Below are 21,383 nucleotides of genomic sequence, written 5' to 3' on the forward strand. Positions count from 1 at the left end.
TCACACCCCCCCCCAGCCCAATAAAGGTTTTTGAACTCGTTATTCGAAAACCATAAGAAACCCGCAAATTGGTTAATCCAAATTTGCGGGTTTTTTTATGCTTATAATTTAATTATTAATGATTGTTCAACGTTTGTAATAACTAAGCCTTAGCTGCTATTTCAGCTTTGTACAGCGCAGTAAGTAAAACCAATATTAACTTGCCAAAGGGGCAATGTAGCCATGCTTTAAGGCATACTTTCACGAGTCATTTTATGATGAACGGAGGGAATATTTTACTGTTACAACAAATATTTGGTTATGCAAAGATTGAGCAAACAATGGTTTACGCGCACTTTGCACTAAGTCATTTGGAAGATGCAATTAGGCTAGGGCCGAAAATTGGCTTCTAAAAACATTTATCAGTAAGTAAATTCTAATTTCAAATGTAGCTTGTTATTCAAAAGTGAGGTCTATTTTAGGCCGTCTATTTGTAATTCCCGTGGTAAATAGTGGCGGTCTTATATGCTGTTTAGCTCATTTTTCGGGAGGGTGTAAAGCTTATTCACACGAAATCGTACACTTGCATAAACTTCTATGCTACGGCAAACTGATACTGTTAATAAATACAGTGGTGACATATGAAAATTAAAGCTCATGCTAAATGTTCAGAAGGGAATTTGATATTAAATAGCCATACAGGTAGGCCTGAGGTTCACTATGTATGGGACGTCTTAGACAAGCGTGACAATTTTCCTCTTGAGTTTAAAAAAGAAAATCTAACTTACGTGAGCATATTTGATTCTAAGGTTGAAATGACTGCTAGGTTGCCAGGTTCATTTGCTTACAAGTCCAAAGCAACTTCTGCTGGTGTAACCAATAAAGATAGTGAACTTGTTTCACATGAGATGTTTATTCAGGTTCTTGAAGAGTTAGGAGTCGTAAATTTTAAAATTGGCAATAAAATATATCCATTTGAATTTGAAGAAATTTCATCGAATAATTTAAAGGTTCAATTTGGAGAGGGTCGCTATTATTATCCAGACCTTGTTGGACGTTTTAAAGCTCGTGATGATAACCCTTATCACGAAAAATGGGGAGGTAAAGTAGCTATCGAAGTCACCGTAACCCATCAATGTGAAAAAGTAAAACTTGTTGAATTTAAAGACCATAATATAGCTATCCTTGAAGTTAAAGTGCGGGATAGTATGCGTTTCTACAGAGAGGGAAAGGGGCAAAGTAGAAGTAGAAAGTTGACTTATACGTCAAAAGATTTGAAAAGTTACTATGACTATCTTCATAAAAAGCTTAGTAGTGAAGTATTTGCATCAATTCTGTCAGATCCTATTTCTATAGGGCATCATAAAAGTTTAATGAGTAACTTGAGGTTAAATTACAAAAAACTAAATGATGATTGTAAGAAGCTAAAAACCTCTTATGATGAATTAAGAGAGGAGAATGGTTGCCTTGTAAATAGACATAACTCAAAATTAGAATTGACAAAGAAAGATAAGGAAGCACTTCAAACTAAAGTAAGGGAGCTTGAGGGTCAGTTAATTTATCTAAAAGAAAAAAATAAGAATAAGGCGTTAGATGCAAGGAAAGCAGGAGCTGAAGCAGAGCAAATAAATGTTAAAGCTATGGGCTTTTGGGAGCTTATTTCTTTTTGGCGAGCCAAGTAACAAAAGCCGGTTAATAAAAAATGCTCACTGTGTTGGTTTCTCTTAACATGAGAGTAGATAATAGCTCAATCAGCCATTATTTTAAAATTAAATAAATGTCCATATGATGCCCAAATCCAATAAATTAGACAAGACTGTATAAGCTACTAAGAGTAAATAACATTCCATCTTCAAGCTAAGTTATTGTTTTTATTGTGGATGTGTGGTTGGTGAGGCTTTCGGGCGAGGGTAAACTTCCTACGCTATCAATTTGGTTTTATCATATCAAAACAGATACTATCAACCCGCAAATTATAAAAATCAGCTGCTTTTTATTGTCTGTAATATTTCAAAATACCTGCCAATTTTAGAGCATCATTAACAATGTGTTTTTAGACTACAGATCTTCGTTTTTAGGATTTTATTTTTGACTAATTAACGTTTGTCACTTAATACTTGAATTCAAGTAACAATAAGTAATACCAATTCGCAATAATACTTAATCAATTTGAGGGATTAAATCTGGCGTTAACGGCGTAAAAATTTCTGATATACGACTACATCTCGATGCTGGATGCAGAGCAATGAGTGATAACAACTAAATAACGAAATTTTTGCCTTATTATCGATACGATTTTCTTAGCTCAAAATAATCTCTTAATTAAGCGAATTGATATAATAAACATTAATTGATGCAAGGAAGTTAATTATGGCTAACTTAGTAATTTGCTGTGACGGCACATGGAATAATCCTCAACAAGAAGACAATGGTGCTCCCGCACCAACCAATGTCGTCAAGCTCTACCACGCGCTAGCGAAAAAAGATAATTCAGAAGCCACACAAAAGTTGTACTACCACCCAGGTCTTGGGGGCGAAGAAACGGGGCTAAAAGATTCTATAATTGATGGAGCTTTAGGTAAAAGTATAAAAAGGCATATTTGTAGTGCTTATCATTGGTTAGCGAGTAACTACAACGAAGGCGACAAAGTATTTATTTTTGGGTTTAGCCGAGGAGCATTTACGGCGAGGAGTTTAGGTGGGCTGTTAGGGCTTGGGCTACTTGATTTTAATAAGCTTGAAAATAACAAAGCGCGGTGGGAAAAGACCCACGGACATTTTGAAAACTATAAGTCAAAACTAGAGAGGATCCCTAAGAGTTTATATATTAACAATAAAAAAAGCTTACCTATTCATTTTATAGGCGTATGGGAAACGGTGGGGCATTGGGTATACCAAATGACATGGAGCTATTTAACTTGTTGGATAACCCTGCGTCATGGCGTTTTCACGATACTAGTTTGGGAAAACATATAAGTATTGCTAGGCACGCAATGGCAATGGATGAGAAGCGAAGTAGTTTTTGTGTTACTCGCTGGAGTGAAAATTTAGTTGATCGAGACGTTAAAGAAATGTGGTTTCCGGGCGTACATTCCGATGTCGGTGGCGGGTATTATGATACAGATTTATCAGATATTGCACTTGAGTGGATGATAAAGGAAGCGCAGGAGAGCGGTTTATTTTTTCGGGATAACATTTTAAATCAGCTTAATCCAAATCCTTGTGGCGTACTTCATAATTCATTTAAAGGAATATTTGCTAAGTTTAGATCTCGTCCGCGCAATGTGGATTGTGTGATTACAGCAAATAATGAAAATTTCCACGAGAGTGTATTTAAGCGTCAAGAAATATCGCCTATTGAACATCCTGAATATTGGCCAACAATAAAATTAGAGGTTGGGGAATCGACGGTTGTTAATGTATTTGCTAAGCAACATTGGACTCCAACGTATATTTACATGAATAAGGGTGAGCGGTATATTTTTGACTCTGAAGGCGAGTGGCAAGATAGTAAAGATGAATGTGATTGGCTTGGTACAGAGGATGGAAAATTAACGGCGGGCGACATTATTCGATTTGCATCGTCTATGTTGGGAATGACTGAACGAAAATTTAAACAAGCAACGCAGAATCGCTCTACCGATTTTTGGGGAACTAAACGGGTAGAGCATATGCGATGGTTTATTGCTGTTGGGTGTATCGCAAACGATTCTGGTAAAGCGCAGGCGGTTACAAACGATGGTAGTCCGCACCCTCATCAGTATGAACCTCTCTCGCATTATCAAAAAAACTCGAAGACGTTACAGATTAGCTCCTCGGGCTATTTTTATGCTTTCCCAAATGATGTGTGGTCTTTGTACCATAATAATCAAGGCTGCATTCAACTCAGGGTAACTCGAAAGTCATAGTGGCTAAAATATTAATGTGTAGCCTGTTTACTTAACTTATAAGCAGAGCTTTGAGGAGTCACTTCATTTTTCGTCTTTTTAGTGGCTTTTTCTATTATGTTTTCGAGAGGTTGAGTACGTACACACATAAGTACATTATTCATTGCTTGGCAAGTACCGGTTGCTTTTTGATTATGTGTTGTATAGGTGCACGTTTGGTTAAGGTTTTTGTTTTCACATGCATGCCAAGGTGCGGTATTACCATGGCCTGCGTGGCTAAACGCATAAAATGAGTTGCCTAATGTAAAAATCACAATAACCATTTTTGATATAGTTAACATTTTCATGTTGTTGTCCTTTTTATTGTGCGGTTTCGCCTTTGTAACAACCAATAAACATATTTTCTGAGACGCTTGCTGCATGGTAATGATAGCCGCGTGTGTCGTCGTAATGTCCTCTGCATTCATCTAAATCAGTTGGTTCTGTATTATTGCTCCCTAGCATGGCAAAGATCCCAAAACCATCAAATGCATAACCTACCATTGCAGCATGTCCGTCTGATTGAGCTTGCGTTTGGCTACAACCTGCTTCGCCATGATAGTGGTAGCCTTCATTAAGGTTTATGTGGCCTGCACAATCATCAAATGCGGCTATGGTATAGGCACTTAAAATGGCATCTACAGGGGCAGGAGCAGCTAACACAACTCCATTAAGCGCGATGCCTATATTTGATCTACCAACACTATTTGCTTGGTTTGCGGTTACGGGGGTTATAGGTATTAAAAATGATTGCGAGATACCACCATTTACATACTCTATTGAACATTCTACGCAGTGGTTTTGGTATTGTTCTTCTACATTGGGCCTTGCCGCACCATCGCATGATGCATACGTATTTGTGATATTTACTTGTCCTGTGCTTTCGTCATAAAGTTGCCAGTGGCTATCATTATATAGTGCGGGTAAATTTAAAATAAAATCACCGGTAATGTCATATACCTCGCCATTGCCATCAAACCAAATACCCGCTTCATCAGCATTTGAGGTAATCGTGTTTGGGCAAAAAGTACCTATTTCATGATTTGCAGGTGCACCTGCAATCTCAATTTTATAGCATGATGTTTCATCGCCATTACTCAATGTACACAATTGAGTTGTTATAGCTGATACCAATGCACCACCTTCGAAATTAAAAGGGTCTACTTCTATTACTGTAGTCGTTGTTGTATTGGGTGAAGTATTATCAATAATAATCGCTTCTGTTTCAGTTGTGTCTTTGTCGTTATTGCTACCACTACCACTACCACATGCTGATAACCCAATGGCTGTTACACTCATGAAAACAAGCTTTAAAAACTCTGATTTTAGTTTTATCACGTGATTAATCCAAATAATGAAGTGGGGTATAGGGTATTTGTTAAATGTGCAAATAAAGCGCAAAAATTAAGTAACATTACACGCAGGTAAAATGGCTGTTCAGGTTGATGAAAAATAGCAGTAGACCTTGGTATATTTAATCGCCATTATTATGGCTCTATTAAAAGCATGGTTTACAGATGGATTTATTTACCACCGATCTTATTTCGCCTCTGTTGGCGAGCGTTTTTATTGTGTTAGCGGGCTTTACTTCATTTTTTTCAGCTGCATTCGGTGCTGGCGGCGGGTTGATGTTGCTTGTTGTAATGGCATCATTTATGCCAATGACGTTGGTTGTGCCTGTACATGGGCTTGTGCAATTAGGTTCGAACACAAATCGGTTATTACTCACTTTTAAGCATATAGACAAAAAAATGTTTATTTATTTTACGCTTGGAGGGAGTGCAGGGGCTATATTATCGAGTTTTGTTATTGTCGATATTCAACTTGATGCTATGAAATTAATAGCGGGGCTTTTTGTAATTTATTTATTGTGGGGAAAAATCCCCACTGCGTTACAAAGCAGTTCGGTCGTGTGGCGTTTTTTTTCCGGCTTTGTTACCACGTTTATTTCTATGTTTGTTGGGGCAAGTGGGCCACTCGTTGGAAGTTGCTTGCACATGAGCAATTACAGCAAGCTGCGATTTACGGCGACGTTTTCTGGCATTATGTCGGTTCAACATTTATTTAAAGCGGGTGTGTATGCAGCGGTTGGTTTTAGCTTTTGGCAATGGCTGCCTTTGGTTGGAGCAATGATTTTAAGTGGTGCATTAGGTACATGGTTGGGTGTTCGATTACTGCATCGTATACCGACAGAAAAATTTAAGTGTATTTTTAAATGCATATTAACATTACTGGCATTACAGCTAGCTTGGCAGGGCTTTGAGGTAATATTTAATTAACTTGAACTCTGGGCAATAAATCTATCTCAAGTAGTTATTTTAAGCGCTAACTGCGTTAAATTTACTTTGTTCTCACTGAAAGCTCTGGCTAGAGATAAATAAATTTAAATATTATTATGGTTCAATATGTTAGTAAATCCCTTAACCAGAATTCTGGTTAAGGGATTGGTATTACATTGTACTAATTTTGTGGTTTTGTTGGCGTTTATTTAACAGCGGATTTGATAGGTTTGTCACCATCGAACAGTTCAAAAATACGGTTGCTATTTGGGCTGTTAGTTGCAATATGAAGTAATGCATTAGCAACATTTTCTCGGCTGATTTTAGCTTTGTCACTATCTTTAGGGCGTTCGGTTGTTACTGCTAACGATGCTTTTTCGTCGGTTAATGTAGCAGGGCGAATAATTGTGTAATTTAAGCCACTGTTAATTAAATGCTCATCAGCCATATGCTTAGCTACAAGGTATGGTTTCAAGTCGCCATCTATTGAGTCGGGATCGTCTGCGCCAATAGAGCTAACCATTATGAAGTGTTTTGTTGAATGTTCACGGGCGTAGTTTGCGGCTTTAGTTGCTGCCCATAAATCAATTAAAACGGTTTTGTCGTCGCCAGTACTACCGCCCGAACCTGCAGCAAATATAACTTGATCGCAGCCTTTTAGCGCGTTGCTAAAGTCGCCTTCGAGATCTTGCTCTACAATACTTAAAAAAGGGCTTTTTAAATCACTTAGCTTGTTTTTATCACGCACTAGGGCAACCACATTTTGTTCATTTTTTAATAATAACTCAGTGGTCATTTTACCAATTTTACCGCTTGCGCCAATAATTAAGGTCTTGCTCATAATTAATTCCTTCTTAACTAGTACCAATTTTATTAAAAAGTGAATATTCTGGCGAAGATAGTAACTTACTAACGTTGTTAAAATTATTTATACAGATCACTCTATGTCATAATTTTTACTTTGTTATTAAGCTATTTTTCATCGTTATAATAAATCACTAATTTAATGCTGTTGGTATAAATAAATTGAAAAGTAATGTGCTGTGTAAACAGACCTTGGGGTAGGCGTTTATTTTTAAAGGGTAAATTTGAGTTTAATTAGTAATATTAAATAAAATAACGTGGTTTAAATTGGATACTTAACAGAGCATGATAAAAATGACTATTTTACGTTTATTTTTCAATAATAATACTGATTTCTGGTCACATAATCACGTTGGTACAAACTTATTCTTACACTGTGTTTTTGGTAGTTATAGAAAAGGGTTCGATTGGTATTGTTTCCTTTATTATGTAATGGCGCTTTGGCTAGGGCTGCTAAATATTGCAAAAATTAAAAATAATATACTCAGTGATAATACTTTCATAAATGCCTTTATATTTTATTACGTATTAAATCACGAACTATAAAGCGGGCAGGATGAATAGCTTGGCTAACACGCTCGCTTAACGGGCGAGGCTCATTGTTTAAACAGCTAATAAGGTGCTCTGCACTGAGTGGGGCACTACATAAAGCGCGGGCGCCAAAGCCGGTAAAAATATGTAGGCCTTGTTGTGGCTTATTAAGTTGCTCGTACTGATAGCGTTTACCTAAACGTAGGTTAGCAAAAGCCATAGTGTAATCACTTTGTTCACACCATTGTCCTGCCATTGGCAGGTGGTCGATAAATGTGCAGCGCACAGCTGCTTTTGCAGAAGTTATAGTGCCAAGCGTTGTTGCAAATTCACTTTGCTGATAAAAGCTAAGTAGTTGCTCTTGGTTTAACTGATTGTCGAGCGCGGTAACTTGACGGCTTTTGGTGTTTTTTTCAAATGTGGCACCCATACAGTGATGATCTAAATAAGCAGGGGTAAAATAGCCTTTATGGCATAGTACTGTTTTTAGTTTGTTTGATTGCTTACTTGCCTGAACATGCGAAACTTGACCTCTTACGCCTACAATAGGCAACGCTTTTGTTTGCTCAAATGAATCACTGTGTTCACCCGCACATATAATTACGTCACTAAAAGGACCTAATTGCTCACTATTAGTTAATAAAAACCAGCCGTCTTCGGTTTTTTTAAGCTGTTCAATATTACAGTTAAATAGGCTTTTAAATGGGTTTATGCTATTTGCAGCGCTTAACATGGCGTTTACTAATTGCGGAGGGTTAACCCAGCCGCCTTGTTCAAAAAATACGCCCGAATAACCTGTTTTTACACCCGCTATTTCATCACCTTCCTCGGCTGTTACATTACGCATTAGCTGGGTTGGCCACAGCTGTTTTTGTGCTAAGTTTTCATGTTTATCGGCCAGAGGCTTTTTTACTGCGTGTTGTAATACGCCGCACCAATCGTAATCAAAGCTAAAGCCGCTACCGAGTAACTGGTTATACAAACGTTTTGCGTATAAAAAGCTATGTGCGAATAATTCACTGTGCGGTGAATTTTTAGCTTGTAGGTGAGGGTAAATAGCACCTTGTACATTATGCGAAGCGCCCATTGCGGGCTTTTCATCTTGGCAGAATAATTGGCTTGCAATACCACGCTTAGCTAAGCTGTATAAAATGCAGCTACTGGCTATACCGCCGCCAATGACCGCTACATTTTTTAAAGCGCTGCTATCTTGATGAAAATATGCAGGAGCTGATTGAGCATCATTTACGCACTCTAGTTGGCCAACAAGCATATCTCTTTTTTGGCCAAAGCCTTTGGCTTTTTTAGTATTAAAGCCTGCATCAATTAATCCACGGCGAACAAAACCTGCTGAAGTAAATGTTGATAAGGTTGCACTTGCCCTTGATATATTGACCATAGAATTAAATAAACTTTGCTGCCACATTTCGGGGTTTTTACTTGGCGCAAAACCATCTAAATACCAAGCGTCAACAATTCCTGTTTGCGGATAGCTCATAGCTTGTATTGATTCAAGTGCATCACCAAAGTATAAATCGAGAACAACCAGTCCATTGTCAAATTCGAGTCTGTGGCATCCTTCTAAATTAATTGGGTATTGTTTAGATAATTTGTTACTAAAGGCGCTTAATGATGGCCATGCCTGTAGTGCTTTGTTTAAATCGTCTATGTGCAGTGGATATTTTTCAAATGAAATAAAGTGTAAGCGTTTAACACCATTATCTAATTGATTTTGAACTTGTTGACGTGCAAGGTGGTCAGTAAAGCGTTGCCATGTATTTAAAAAGTTTAAACCTGTACCAAAGCCGGTTTCGGCAATAACAAAATGTGGTTGGTCATGATTTTGTAATCGTGTATCTATATTGTTTTGATCATAAAATACATAATGGGATTCGGCCAAGCCATTGCCATCAGAAAAATAAATATCATTGAAGTCGCTGGCAACAGGAGTACCTGAGTGATTAAAGTGTATTTGCGCGTTTTTGATCATGACTTATTAAGGTTTACAAATAATATTTTTAATTATTTTACGTGTTTTCTTTGTAATAGTCTGGCGTTATTTATAAGCTAGCGGTTCAGAGTACAAGTGTACGCTAGAAAGCTGACCACTTAGGTGATTAAATTCGCGTAAAATAGAACACAATTGAGTATTAAGCTAAGGGAATTACCCATGAGAAGAGCTGTAATTACAGGTATCGGTGTTGTATCAAGTATCGGTAACAACAAAGAAGAAGTATTAGAATCGCTAAAAACAGGTAAGAGCGGTATCGCTTTTAACCAAGAATTTGCTGATTATAAGTTACGTAGTAACGTATCGGGTAAAATTGATATTGATGTTAAAGCCCATGTTGATCGCAAAGCAATGCGCTTTATGGGTGATGCTGCTGCTTATTCTTATATTTCGATGACACAAGCAATCGAAGACTCAGGTTTGTCTGACGAACAAGTATCTAATGAGCGCACGGGTATTATTGTTGGCTCTGGTGGCGGTTCGTCTAAATGGCAAGTAGAAGCCGCTGATATTTTACGTGAAAAAGGCGTAAAACGTGTGGGGCCTTATATGGTGCCACGTACTATGGCAAGTACAACTTCTGCTTGTTTAGCAACCCCTTTTAAAATTAAAGGTGTTAACTATTCAATTAGCTCAGCATGTGCAACATCTGCGCACTGTATTGGCAACGCGGTAGAACAAATTCAACTTGGTAAACAAGACGTTGTATTTGCTGGTGGCGGTGAAGAATTACACTGGACATTAGCAATGGAATTTGACGCTATGGGCGCACTTTCTACTAAATACAACGAAACACCCGAAAAAGCATCTCGTACATATGATGCAAACCGTGATGGTTTTGTTATTTCTGGCGGTGGCGGTATTGTTGTAGTTGAAGAACTTGAACATGCCCTTGCGCGTGGCGCACACATTTACGCTGAAATTGTTGGCTACGGTGCAACATCAGATGGCTACGACATGGTTGCGCCATCTGGCGAAGGTGCGGCACGTTGTATGCGCCAAGCTATGCAAGATGTAGACAGTATTGATTACTTAAATACTCACGGTACATCTACACCTGTAGGCGACGTTAAAGAGCTTGGTGCAATTCAAGAAGTGTTTGGTGGTAAGTCACCAATGATCAGTGCCACTAAAGCTATGACAGGCCATGCTCTAGGTGCTGCGGGTGTTCACGAAGCAATCTTTTCATTATTAATGCTAGAGCACAGCTTTGTAGCGCCTTCAATTAATATTGATGACCTAGATGAGCAAGCGGCTGGTTTAGATATTATTACTGAACGTCGTGATGTTGAACTCAATACGGTTATGTCAAATAGCTTTGGCTTTGGTGGCACAAACGCGACTTTAGTAATGAGCAAATATAAAGGCTAATTGGTTCTACTTAGTTTTTATATAATTTATAGCCGCTCACTTTATAAGTGAGCGGCTTTTTACTTAAGAATTTATAAGTTATTGCGATTGTTTTTCGTGCTTTTTATTAATAATCATTTGTAGAGGGCCTATGCAGTTATTGACAGAACGATTAAAAATGCGGCAATTGAGTGATGCTGATTGGTCTGTTTTTTTGCAGCTCCATCGTGAACCCGACGTGCTTGAATATTGCTTTGACATGCCAAAAGAAGTATTTGTGAGACAGCGGTTTGAGCAGCGCTTACCTATTTGGGGTCCAGACTCTCGCCATCCATTATGCTTTGCTGTTATAAACAATGAAACACAGGAGGTTATAGGTGTTACTGGTTTTACTTATGATGGAATAACTGCTGAACTAGGGTATTTATTTTTACCAAAACACTTCTCTAAAGGGTACGCAACTGAGTCGTTAAGAACCGTAATCGAATGGGCGTGGCAAGAATGTGGTATCAAACAGTTTAAAGCTGTGGTGACACGGGGTAATACAAGCTCAGAAAATGTATTGAGCAAATGCGGATTAACACAGACAGATGCTATACCTCAATCACATATTATTGCTGGTACGCGTTATGATGATTTAATTTACACACTCAAAGTCTAATACCAATGCGCAATAATACATAATCAATTTGAGGGATTAAATCTGGCGCTAACAGCGTTAAACATTCTAAGTTATAAATTTATCAAGGCTATTAAACAGCCCAAGACTGGAAGATTCTAATCTTGAAAGGTTAACAACGTTAGGTGGGTTTATTGGGCTAGAAAGCTAGCCCCTAATAGAAGTAGACGTTTACAAATGCTGCTCTATTGTTTTGCGATCTTTTTCTGGCATGTTTTCCACGACTAAATTAAATGAATTGTCGATCATTCGTTCTATTTCGCCTTGTGGAATCGAACCATCTAAAATAACAGTATTCCATAACCGTTTATTCATATGATAGCCTGGGATCACTGCAGGGAAAATGTCGCGTAACGAAAGTGCTTCATCGGGATCGCACTTTAAATTAAGCCACCAAATAATTTCTCCATCGTCATTTGTTTCACCATCATTGCCAACGGCAAGAGTAGCAAACATTTTATGATTAACTTTATAAACATCAACCTCTTGAGCAAACGGTTTTGTAACTTGAACAAGTGGCTTTTTAATTAAATACTCATGCACTCTTATTTGGTCCATGATCCATTCCTTGAAGTCATACTCGGTACACATACCATAGCATTATTTTATTAGTTTTGTGATACGAAATATCGATTGTCTTCATTTTTTTTAGCATTAATACACTGAAGTATTGGAAGTTATTTATACTGATACAGAGATAAACCTTCTAAATACAAAAATCAGCCTATGGGATATTATACCAACCCGCAATAATACTTAATCAATGTGTGGTATTAAATCTGGCGTTAACGGCGTTAAAAACTTCTGACAAAGAGCAACTAAATAATGAATCTTTGCCTTGTTACCAACAAGGCTTGCTTACCTAAAGTAAACCACTTAATAGGCTAAACTGACTTAGGTAAAGACGAATAGGCAATGACAGCGGCATCACGTTGAGCGAGATCTGGTTTAGTTGTATTGTTACCATAAAGAAGGCAAAACTCTGTGGGATCCCCTTTGGCTGTTAAGTAATATTCATGAGTGAATTGTAATAGAACTTCTTTCCAACGCTTTGTAATTGAATCGGGGGCGCTTGGTAAAGAATTTAAAATGCGTTTCGATTCTTCAAAATTACTATTAATTGCTACATTCAGCATGTCATCGTTAGCAGCCGCCAACCAACTAGATCCATTATTACCTACGCAAAGCAATGGCATATAAGGTGCTAGAGCTGGGCACACATCATTTTTGTATATTTCGACTTGCCAGTATGGACGGGCTATTTTTATAAACTGAGTAAAACTTTCAATTGTTGTAAATTTGGATGTTGCCAAAGGTAAAATTTCGACTCTTGGCTTATTTGCATTAACGGTGTCATTGGCAACATCGATATACCATGGCCCGAATATGAGTGCGTTTTGAAAGTATTCATCTCGTAATGACCCCCATGCTTTTTTTAAATCGGTACCTTGGTTAATACGCTTTTTTAATAAGCACAGACCCGGTTTATCTGTTTGTGGTAGTTGTGTTTGCAATAATGAAAACACTTCATCGCGAATTTCTCTACAACGCCCTATTGGGTAGGGTTTATTGGCAAAATAAGGCATTTTAGGCGCAAGTGTTAAATCGGCAATTAATCTAAGTTGTGCTAAATCGTTGCACAACATAGTTAGCTGCTTTGGCGTAAGGCTGTTATTAAGCACTCATATTCCTTATAAAATCTACTGCGACTATTTTAGCTGAGCTTGTGTATAAGCGTCATTTCTTAGCCACCTTAACATGTTTGGATAACCGTTTGGGTGATTGGGCTGTTCACACATAAACCATGAATATAAAAGAGGGTAACCAAAACCAGTGCTGTTGGTAAAGGCCTCGATTAAGTTATCAGATGCCCCTTTATAACCCTGTTCATGAAATAAAATATCCGGGGCGATATTTAAATAGCAAGCTGCTGCCCACGACCAAGCTATTGCAGTCATTTCTTCGGCCGCTTGATGATCATGGTTTTTCATATCCCCTGTTAAACAAGTTCTTGTCGCTTCTGAAGTAACTGCAATATGACCTGCTTCATGAAGAATATCACCTGGGTATAACAGTTTTTCTAAATCAAGTAATAAAGTGCCTTGTTCTATTTTAAGGCCGGGTAAAAAAGTCTTTTCGTGTAACGTTTCATACCGGTGGTTTATACCTATATCAGTAAGAAAGGCTAAAATATTTTCAACCTCAGTTAACTGCTTATCTGTATTGTGTTCAGTGCTAATAGTCATAATGATTTGAGATTACTGTTAGTGACTAGCCAATGTTCAAATTCTTCAATACTTTGGCTTTGATAAAGTGCTGCAGTTGTTTCATGGTATGGCAGCGTTAATGAATCTAATAGCTCTGTCCATAATGCCCATTCATCGTCGGTAATACTAAATGAGTGACCGGATTTAGTTGCTTGTGCACGCTCAAACATACGCTTTACACCAGGCAATCCCAAGTTATTGAGATCTGTAAATCTTGCCAATTCAGTTACCGTCTTAATGATACTTTTTATTGGGAATGTAAATATAAAGTCTGCACTGTTAGGTGTTATGTATTCATAATGAATAGCTTCACCACCACGAAGCTGCGCATCATGAGGTAAAAAAATAAGCGGTATATTTAAACTACATTGATTTTCCGTTAGTTTATGGTGTTTGTATGCTTGAATGTCGGTTGTTAGCTTGAGTCTGTAATTAGTATCAACGCCATTTGGGATCAGCATACTGCCTTTAAAGGTGGATGTATCCCCTGCATTTAAACGCCTTGCTTCGTCGATGTTTAAGCAATAAAACTCTTTTAGGAGTATGTCAGTGGTAGTACTCCCTTCTATAGACATTAAAGATTTAAAAGGTGTTAGCCATGCCTTTAAAGAAATACTTTGTGGGATCAAGGTGCCAGAATTATGCAAGTATTGGCATAAATGAGAGAAAATGAACACTTGAGGTTCTCGCTTTAATAGCGCCGTCATAGTTTCTGAAATAATGATGTCAAATTGCTGAGAGGGGGGCGCTTGCCAACAAGTTGCGTCATCACACGTAATTGCAACAATGTTTTGGGTGATTGTAAAGTGCTTTACTAGCTTTTTAATTGCACTGATGTTTTCTGGATGAATGTCAATGAGTGTGACTTTTATACGTGAGTTTGTGGCAAGGCTTAAGTAAGGAATAAGTAACGTGCCATAAGGCCCCGTACCAGCATAAAGAATATGAATATCATCAGTCTTTGCCTTTAAACGTTCTTCAATGGCGAGCTTAATACCTTGCATAAATATTTGTGTGCGAAGAGTCTCTTCAGTGCATTTAGCTGCTTGTACAGGAGAAATTGCAACGCCTTGGGACGTATTTTCATCATTCCAGTCATTCATATCTAAGTCAGTTGAAATAGACGTAATATTCCCTAAGTAATTTTTTAAATCGTTGATAAAAGGCTTCATCAACCCCGCATCGGCTGGCTCATTTAGCAAATGTGTAACCGCATTACGGTATCTGTTCAGTAACTCAGTATCCATATCGCTCCCTGTATTTAGCTAAAAAAATCGTTGCTCGCAATAATATAGCACTCTATTCTAATAAAGTTTAGATTGTGTTAATAAATCAATTTAAGGAGTTTTACTTGCCTAAAATCAGGTAAGGAAAAGGAGTTATTATGCAAAATGAGTTGATAGTAAAAGTGCCACCTCCGCACACAATAACGCAGAGTACACTTCCTTGTTATAAAGAAACTGGGCGCTTAGGTCTATTTCAATTAAAGCGAATGTGGCACAAAGTACAGTTACAAAAAAAGGCTGTGCGGATAAAAAAATAATAGAAGATGAATGGTCGCTTGATGTCATGATTATGGACACTTTAGGCTTAGGGCCACACCGACTATAGAGTCTATTTTTGCGAGTGATAGTTTTTTCGAATTTGAAAGTTGGGTAAAAAAAAACGCATGGTAGAGCTATTTCAAACGCAAAAATAAATCAGCTTAATAAAAACATTGTTTCATTTTTTGAGAAAACAGACATAAAAAATGAAACAGTATTAGTAGAGACGCCTCGTCACTATATTTTAACGCCAGTGCATTGGCAAAGCTGGGATGATAATGGTTATGTTATTATTCCAGAGTTGGTGTCAAAAAAATTATGTGAAGACGTTTGTAATATGCTTTATGAACGTTTGAAAATGGATAAAAACAACCCCGCTTCATGGTATAGCTGTCATGCGCTTAAACAGGGGGTTATGGTACAAATATTTAATGATATAACCATGCAAGTTATACGTTCTCTTCCTCAAGTTCGAGATGTTTTTGAGCAACTTTGGGGGAGAAAAAACTTAATAGTAAGCACTGATAGGGTTAGTTTTAATCCACCGCAGACAGAAAGTTGGCAGTTTCCTGGGCCAAATCTTCACTGGGATATAGACTTTAATAAACCACTCACCTTTGCAACGCAAGGGTTACTGTACCTTACTGACGTTGCCGCTGAGCAAGGTGCGTTTAGTTGTGTACCTGGCTTTCATAAAAAAATAGATGACTGGCTAGCTAACCTACCTAAAAATACTAATCCACACTCTTTTAATTTCGATAAATGCAACAGCACTCCATTAGCGGCAAAAGCAGGTAGCTTAATTGTTTGGCGAAATACATTACCTCACGGTAGCTGTCCAAATAAGGGAAGTAGGCCTCGTATTGTACAATATATAAACATGAAGCCATTAAAAATAAGTAGCTAAAGACTCGCTATGAGTAATAAATAATGCAGTGTAATAGAGTGTAATATTTTTTATCTTTAACTTGTGCCAAACTTATAGGTAGTTTGTTAAAAATAAATTGATTGGCTTTAGGTTTTTACCGCAAGGCATTGATTTTTAAAGAAATATAGCCGTAAAAGTTGCGTTCTATACCTTATGGACTATTATGTTGTCTGAATCTAGTGTTAATTAATGACATAATTTTATATTGTAATAAAAGCTCAAAGGAATGTTTAAGTATGAAAAAACATAGTCTACAGCTTACGCCGTGCTCACGGCGTACAAAACCAAAAATCAATCATTTAAAGCCTTTATTTAAAATGCAATTAGAGTCATGTGCTAGAGCCGTTATAGCAAGTGAAAATAGATCAACATACGGCAACAATATAAATACAGAAATCGATTTCATACCCACCCTGTACACACTTTTTTTAAGATTAAATACTTGTTCATTCTCTTTGTTTGGGAAGAAATAAATAATGAATGATGACATATTTATTTCTGAAGTTGTTAATGCCGATGAAAATATAACCTCTCCAGTCATTTTGTTTGCCCAGCTTGATATATTTTATAATATAAAAAATATGGCAGACGATTTAGTTGTAGCAAAAAAATTGGAATGGGTTGAACATGTTAACACTCAATGTTATCAGGGCAGTTGGGATGTATTGCCTTTAAGAGTCCCTGTAGAGCACGCTGATAAACATGTGATTCTGCAATCTTTCGCAATTGAACCTAGCTCAGATTTTATCGATGGCGACCACCTTCAATATTTACCTTATGTTCGTGAATTATTGTCACAATTTAAATGTGATATTTTATCTGCACGGCTTATGCGTCTTTCCCCTAACTCTTTGATTAAACCCCATCGAGACCTTGGATTGAGTATTGACCTATCTGCTCAAGCACGTATTCACATTTCTCTAGAGGCATCCGAACATGTTGAGTTTTTAGTAGATTGTTTAGAAGTTCCAATGAGTCAGAACAGCTGTTGGTATATAAATGCCGATGCAGAACATTCTGTAGTAAATAACGGCGATACACCAAGAATCAACCTTGTAATAGATTGCAATGTCAATGAGTGGCTATTGAGTTTAATCATAGAATCTAAAAACAAAGAATATTGCTGTACAAATCAAGCTAAGGAGATAAATAGATGATGAAGCTTAATATCCCAAAAGGCCTAAACATAAGACCGTCAAATGCAGCAGATAAACCATTTTTAGAAAAACTGCATAGTTCAATGCGACAAGATTTACAGTTAATTGACGGTGAGAAAGATTTTGTAGAGTCAATTGTAGAAATGCAGTTTAAAGCACAAACCCAAGGGTATGGAGATAAGTTCCCCAATGCAATGTACTTCGTTATTGAAAAGCATCATGAGGCGATAGGTAAAGCAACAATTGATTTTGGCCCAAATGAAATTCGAATCGTCGATATTGGCTTTTTACCAAGTGCGAGAGGGCATGGTTTTGGCTCAGCGATAATCCAATCGTTTCAAAGTGCTGCACTACAATCTGGTGCACCTTTAACATTGACCGTTGAGCAGCGTAATTTTGCTGCTAAGCAGTTGTATGCGCGTTTAGGGTTTCAAGTTGAATCAATTAGCCCGCCATATGAGTTTATGGCGTGGTACCCGCACCCAGTGAAATTAATGAGCGGTGTGTAACTAAGTAAAAGTAAGCATAGGGGTTTAATATGGAAAAATTTACGTTTGAAAATGTTGAAAGTGCACAAGGGTCAGTTGTCAAAGTTGTAGGCCAAAATGGTGAAGTAGAGTTAGAAGTTTCATCGGTTACAAAATCAAAACTTGATGGTGACGAATGGAATGCATTTAGTGTGTTGTTAAACGGCAAGGCCAATGAGCCTCTAAGCCAAGGTACCTATAAGCTCGAGAATGAGGCCTTTGGTGAAGCTGAATTGTTTTTATCGCCAAATAGTGAAACTGAGTATGAGATACACATTGCTCAAAAGAGATAGTTGGCGTGTTAAGTCAATTAATTAAGTAAATTATCCGTTTAAAAAAGTGAGTAAGGAGATTTATATGGCTGATCCGTTTACGTCAGAAATACGGCCTTTTGCGTTTAATTTTGCGCCTGAAAATTGGGCATTTTGCAATGGGCAAGAGATACAGGCTACCCAAAATGCCGCTTTATTTGCATTACTAGGCACCCAGTTTGGTGGTAATGGGGTGAGTAATTTTAAATTACCGGACCTACGAGGGCGAACGCCAATCGGGCAAGGAATTATGAAAAGTGAGCCAAGTAGACTATTCACGGCAGGTGATCAGTATGGCGTGGAAAATGTCACGATCAGTGTCGCTGAAATGGCTGGCCATTCTCACAGTGTGCAAGCGACCAGTACCGAGGCAGTAAGTATCCCAGCTTTTACAGATAGAGTGTTTGCAAGTTCTAAAGATCTCAAAGGTACTGCTACTGAACCATTTACGTATAACTCAGCGGTAAATCTGACTGGGCTGGCGCAAGACGTTGTTTCTAGCGCGGGTGGTGGTCAGTCGCACACTAATATTCAGCCTTTGTTAGCACTGAATTTTTGTATTGCGCTTGACGGTATTTTCCCAGCAAGAAATTAATAAGGAGAAAGCATGTCTGAATCATTTATTGGTGAAATAAAAATGATGGCCACGACCTTTGCACCGCGGAAATGGGCAATGTGTAATGGCACCATTATGGCGGTAAATCAAAACCAGCCTTTGTTTGCGCTTATAGGTGCGCAATACGGGGGAGATGGACGCTCATCGTTTGCGCTACCTGATATGAGAGGGCGTATCCCCGTTCATTTTGGTCAAGGGCCGGGCTTACAAAACTATCCACTCACAGCTAAAGTGGGTGTAGAGGACGTTACCTTACAAACGAGTCAAATCCCTTCGCATACTCATAGCTTACAGGCAAGCAAGAACAGTGCAAACGCATCTACTGCGATTAGTAATGTGCTTGCAAAAAGCCCTCAAGGTGAATTGGCGTACTTAAATGGAGCAGTAACAGGTGAAGTACAAAAAATGAGCGAGTCAACTGTTAGAACTGCCGGAGGTAATGCGTCGCATAATAATATGATGCCTTATCTGGCCATTCACTTTGTTATTTGCCTCCAAGGCATTTTTCCATCAAGAAACTAGAGGAGAATAAGAGATGGCAGACTCATTTATTGGAGAAATTCGTATTTTTGGCACAACGTTCAGTCCTCGATATTGGTCAATTTGTAATGGCCAAATTGTAAGCATTGGACAGATGTCAGCAGTCTTTAGTTTATTAGGGACTAATTTTGGAGGTGATGGTAGAGCAACATTTGGCCTTCCCGATTTAGCTGGCCGTGCACCTATGCATGCAGGGCAAGCCCCTGGCCTATCTTTGCGTCCATTCTCTTATTTTGGCGGGTCAACTAAAGAGACATTGGTCGCATCTCAGCTACCTGAGCACACACACAGTATTTCAGGAGTACGTCAGTCAGGTGACACCGCAGAGCCAACTAACAATAAGCTGTCAATTGACACTGGGGCAACAGGCGGCACACTGAGATATACCGCACCCCTTGATAGTGATATAGGCTTAATGGATGACTCAAGTTTTGCTACCGCTGGTGCTGGGCAGCCACATGAGAATATGCAACCTAGCTTAGCGCTAAACTTTTGTATTGCGCTGGACGGGATTTATCCACCAAGAAATTGATGTATGAGAATACAGGTTTTAGTTTGCAATCTGTATTCTACATATGATGAAAAAACGATTATGTTTGTGCAGGGAAAAGTTATATGTTGTTTGAAAGAGCTCTGTTGGTTGTAATTTACTTATGTTGAAATACCTTAATTGGCATATTGTTTTCAGTTGTTTAATTATAGCTGTGTGCTTATTTGCAAAAGATGTATCTGCTCAGGCGAATTTAGACAAGCTGCAATTTAAAAGCTCTAAAGGTAGTGTTGTATTTGCCAAGTATGACAGTGATTTTTTGATTGATGATAGAGGTATAAAGTACGCATTTAACAAAAAAATAATAATACTCTCTTTGCTATCAGTAGATGAAATTTCACAGCTACATGATGAAATAAAACAAGTTCAAGTAATCGCTAGTATAGGAAATAGATTGGTTTATTGGGTAACACCTAGAACCGAATCTTTTTTTGATGTTTATTTAGCGTTAAGCAAACATCAAGATGTGTTAGAAATCGAACCTGATATCGCACCTGTTACAAAGTTAATCACTTCAGGTACAAGAGTACCGACTAGCAATACACTTACACCACAAAATGCCCCTTTGTGCGATAAACCAAAGAATACCGTTCGGGTTGCAATTATTGATGATGGCTTTGACTTCACTCACCCAGAGTTTGATGATTTAACAGTATTGTTCGAATATGACCCTGATAAACAAACATTAGCAGCCAGTGCTAAAAATCCAATTGATTACCATGGTACACGCGTTGTTGGAGTTATCGCGGCAAAGCAAGATAATGTAGGGGTTGACGGCTTTGCACCGACCAGTGAAATAATTGCTATAAGGCAGGTTTCGACATGGTCATCTTCTTTAATATTGGCATTTCAGGTCGCTAAGTTGATGAAAGCGGATGTTATCAATTGTAGTTGGGTTTTACCGTTTTTATCTAGTATTACGTCACTGGTTATTGAGGATGTAGCTTCAGCATCAAATGCACCTATTATTGTTTTTTCTGCGGGAAATTCTGGTAAAGAAGCCTGTGAAATTAATCAGTTGTCTGCATTAGGTTCAGTGGTTGTGGTAGGGTCAATAAATAAAAATGGAGGGATTGCACCGTTTTCTAATTATGGACAATGTGTTGATTATTATGCTCCTTCTTCAATTGCATCAACGTCACGGAACGGGTATGCAAATTTCGGCGGGACCTCGTCATCTGCCGCTATTGTTTCAGGTATCGTGGCACAGCTAAAAGCATGCGGAGTTGAACACCCGTTAACAAAATTAACAATGGTTGAAAATATTTATGCAGCTCATAAAATTAAGAAAAAATAATATAAAGAGTGTAATTTTGGCTAGATT

The 21,383-nt window shown here is 38.0% G+C and carries 20 protein-coding genes and 2 pseudogenes; 14 read left to right on the forward strand and 8 right to left on the reverse strand.

Annotated features, from left to right (window positions below; all coding sequences use genetic code 11):
* Window positions 1–188 precede the first annotated feature (188 nt).
* From LOS73_RS09445 to LOS73_RS09455, 3 genes and pseudogenes are all read left to right on the forward strand, one after another.
* Window positions 189–392 (forward strand): annotated as a pseudogene (locus tag LOS73_RS09445) (tyrosine-type recombinase/integrase); the annotation flags it as partial.
* 228 nt (window positions 393–620) lie between these two features.
* Window positions 621–1,661: a hypothetical protein gene (locus LOS73_RS09450; protein ID WP_457934883.1), complete on the forward strand. Its 1,041-nt coding sequence runs from the start codon at window positions 621–623 to the stop codon at window positions 1,659–1,661.
* 688 nt (window positions 1,662–2,349) lie between these two features.
* Window positions 2,350–3,887, forward strand: a pseudogene (locus LOS73_RS09455) (DUF2235 domain-containing protein).
* Between the two features lie 11 nt (window positions 3,888–3,898).
* On the opposite strand, the gene LOS73_RS09460 reads toward LOS73_RS09455, so the two are convergent.
* Complete coding sequence (locus tag LOS73_RS09460) at window positions 3,899–4,213, reverse strand: hypothetical protein (RefSeq protein ID WP_457934884.1); 315 nt, start codon at window positions 4,211–4,213, stop codon at window positions 3,899–3,901.
* A gap of 13 nt (window positions 4,214–4,226) precedes the next feature.
* The gene (locus LOS73_RS09465) at window positions 4,227–5,204 is read right to left on the reverse strand and encodes a YHYH protein (protein WP_457934955.1); all 978 of its coding nucleotides are present in this window, start codon (window positions 5,202–5,204) and stop codon (window positions 4,227–4,229) included.
* A 218-nt stretch (window positions 5,205–5,422) separates the two neighbouring features.
* On the opposite strand from LOS73_RS09465, the gene LOS73_RS09470 reads away from it, so the two are divergent.
* Complete coding sequence (locus LOS73_RS09470) at window positions 5,423–6,184, forward strand: sulfite exporter TauE/SafE family protein (RefSeq protein WP_457934885.1); 762 nt, start codon at window positions 5,423–5,425, stop codon at window positions 6,182–6,184.
* A gap of 205 nt (window positions 6,185–6,389) precedes the next feature.
* Here the strand turns inward: LOS73_RS09470 and LOS73_RS09475 are convergent, their stop codons facing one another.
* Together LOS73_RS09475 and mnmC are read right to left on the reverse strand one after the other, a co-directional pair.
* Window positions 6,390–7,025 carry an SDR family oxidoreductase gene (locus tag LOS73_RS09475; RefSeq protein WP_033028238.1) on the reverse strand — a complete coding sequence of 212 codons (636 nt, stop codon included), beginning with the start codon at window positions 7,023–7,025 and terminating at the stop codon, window positions 6,390–6,392.
* Between the two features lie 534 nt (window positions 7,026–7,559).
* Window positions 7,560–9,569: a bifunctional tRNA (5-methylaminomethyl-2-thiouridine)(34)-methyltransferase MnmD/FAD-dependent 5-carboxymethylaminomethyl-2-thiouridine(34) oxidoreductase MnmC gene (mnmC, locus tag LOS73_RS09480; RefSeq protein WP_457934886.1), complete on the reverse strand. Its 2,010-nt coding sequence runs from the start codon at window positions 9,567–9,569 to the stop codon at window positions 7,560–7,562.
* A 180-nt stretch (window positions 9,570–9,749) separates the two neighbouring features.
* Here mnmC and fabB point away from each other — a divergent pair, with 180 nt between their 5' ends.
* Both fabB and LOS73_RS09490 read left to right on the forward strand, forming a co-directional pair.
* On the forward strand, window positions 9,750–10,961 hold the full coding sequence (gene fabB, locus LOS73_RS09485) for a beta-ketoacyl-ACP synthase I (RefSeq protein WP_007377718.1): 1,212 nt from the start codon (window positions 9,750–9,752) through the stop codon (window positions 10,959–10,961).
* A gap of 130 nt (window positions 10,962–11,091) precedes the next feature.
* Window positions 11,092–11,601: a GNAT family N-acetyltransferase gene (locus LOS73_RS09490; RefSeq protein WP_457934887.1), complete on the forward strand. Its 510-nt coding sequence runs from the start codon at window positions 11,092–11,094 to the stop codon at window positions 11,599–11,601.
* A gap of 189 nt (window positions 11,602–11,790) precedes the next feature.
* Here LOS73_RS09490 and LOS73_RS09495 read toward each other — a convergent pair whose 3' ends face one another.
* The 4 genes from LOS73_RS09495 to LOS73_RS09510 form a co-directional block, all read right to left on the reverse strand.
* Window positions 11,791–12,177: an MmcQ/YjbR family DNA-binding protein gene (locus tag LOS73_RS09495; protein WP_007377720.1), complete on the reverse strand. Its 387-nt coding sequence runs from the start codon at window positions 12,175–12,177 to the stop codon at window positions 11,791–11,793.
* 326 nt (window positions 12,178–12,503) lie between these two features.
* Window positions 12,504–13,301 (reverse strand): hypothetical protein, encoded by a 798-nt coding sequence (locus LOS73_RS09500; protein ID WP_457934888.1) that lies wholly within the window; start codon window positions 13,299–13,301, stop codon window positions 12,504–12,506.
* 27 nt (window positions 13,302–13,328) lie between these two features.
* Window positions 13,329–13,865: a hypothetical protein gene (locus LOS73_RS09505; RefSeq protein WP_007377722.1), complete on the reverse strand. Its 537-nt coding sequence runs from the start codon at window positions 13,863–13,865 to the stop codon at window positions 13,329–13,331.
* Complete coding sequence (locus LOS73_RS09510; protein WP_457934889.1) at window positions 13,862–15,133, reverse strand: class I SAM-dependent methyltransferase; 1,272 nt, start codon at window positions 15,131–15,133, stop codon at window positions 13,862–13,864. The genes LOS73_RS09505 and LOS73_RS09510 overlap by 4 nt, the downstream gene beginning before the upstream one ends.
* 550 nt (window positions 15,134–15,683) lie before the next feature.
* Between LOS73_RS09510 and LOS73_RS09515 the strand changes: the two genes are divergently transcribed.
* The 8 genes from LOS73_RS09515 to LOS73_RS09550 all read left to right on the forward strand — a co-directional run bounded on the left by LOS73_RS09515 (window position 15,684) and on the right by LOS73_RS09550 (window position 21,356).
* The gene (locus tag LOS73_RS09515; RefSeq protein WP_457934890.1) at window positions 15,684–16,337 is read left to right on the forward strand and encodes a phytanoyl-CoA dioxygenase family protein; all 654 of its coding nucleotides are present in this window, start codon (window positions 15,684–15,686) and stop codon (window positions 16,335–16,337) included.
* A 497-nt stretch (window positions 16,338–16,834) separates the two neighbouring features.
* A complete protein-coding gene (locus LOS73_RS09520; RefSeq protein WP_007377725.1) occupies window positions 16,835–17,515 on the forward strand; it encodes an aspartyl/asparaginyl beta-hydroxylase domain-containing protein in 681 nt (226 codons plus the stop codon).
* Window positions 17,512–18,024 carry a GNAT family N-acetyltransferase gene (locus LOS73_RS09525; protein WP_149605909.1) on the forward strand — a complete coding sequence of 171 codons (513 nt, stop codon included), beginning with the start codon at window positions 17,512–17,514 and terminating at the stop codon, window positions 18,022–18,024. The genes LOS73_RS09520 and LOS73_RS09525 overlap by 4 nt, the downstream gene beginning before the upstream one ends.
* A gap of 29 nt (window positions 18,025–18,053) precedes the next feature.
* Window positions 18,054–18,335: a DUF6916 family protein gene (locus tag LOS73_RS09530; protein ID WP_007377727.1), complete on the forward strand. Its 282-nt coding sequence runs from the start codon at window positions 18,054–18,056 to the stop codon at window positions 18,333–18,335.
* A 64-nt stretch (window positions 18,336–18,399) separates the two neighbouring features.
* The gene (locus tag LOS73_RS09535) at window positions 18,400–18,948 is read left to right on the forward strand and encodes a phage tail protein (RefSeq protein WP_007377728.1); all 549 of its coding nucleotides are present in this window, start codon (window positions 18,400–18,402) and stop codon (window positions 18,946–18,948) included.
* Between the two features lie 12 nt (window positions 18,949–18,960).
* A complete protein-coding gene (locus LOS73_RS09540) occupies window positions 18,961–19,491 on the forward strand; it encodes a phage tail protein (RefSeq protein ID WP_457934891.1) in 531 nt (176 codons plus the stop codon).
* 13 nt (window positions 19,492–19,504) lie between these two features.
* Window positions 19,505–20,041 (forward strand): phage tail protein, encoded by a 537-nt coding sequence (locus LOS73_RS09545; RefSeq protein WP_457934892.1) that lies wholly within the window; start codon window positions 19,505–19,507, stop codon window positions 20,039–20,041.
* Between the two features lie 121 nt (window positions 20,042–20,162).
* Complete coding sequence (locus LOS73_RS09550) at window positions 20,163–21,356, forward strand: S8 family peptidase (RefSeq protein ID WP_457934893.1); 1,194 nt, start codon at window positions 20,163–20,165, stop codon at window positions 21,354–21,356.
* The last annotated feature ends 27 nt before the right edge of the window (window positions 21,357–21,383 follow it).

Source organism: Pseudoalteromonas sp. SCSIO 43210 (assembly GCF_054133285.1).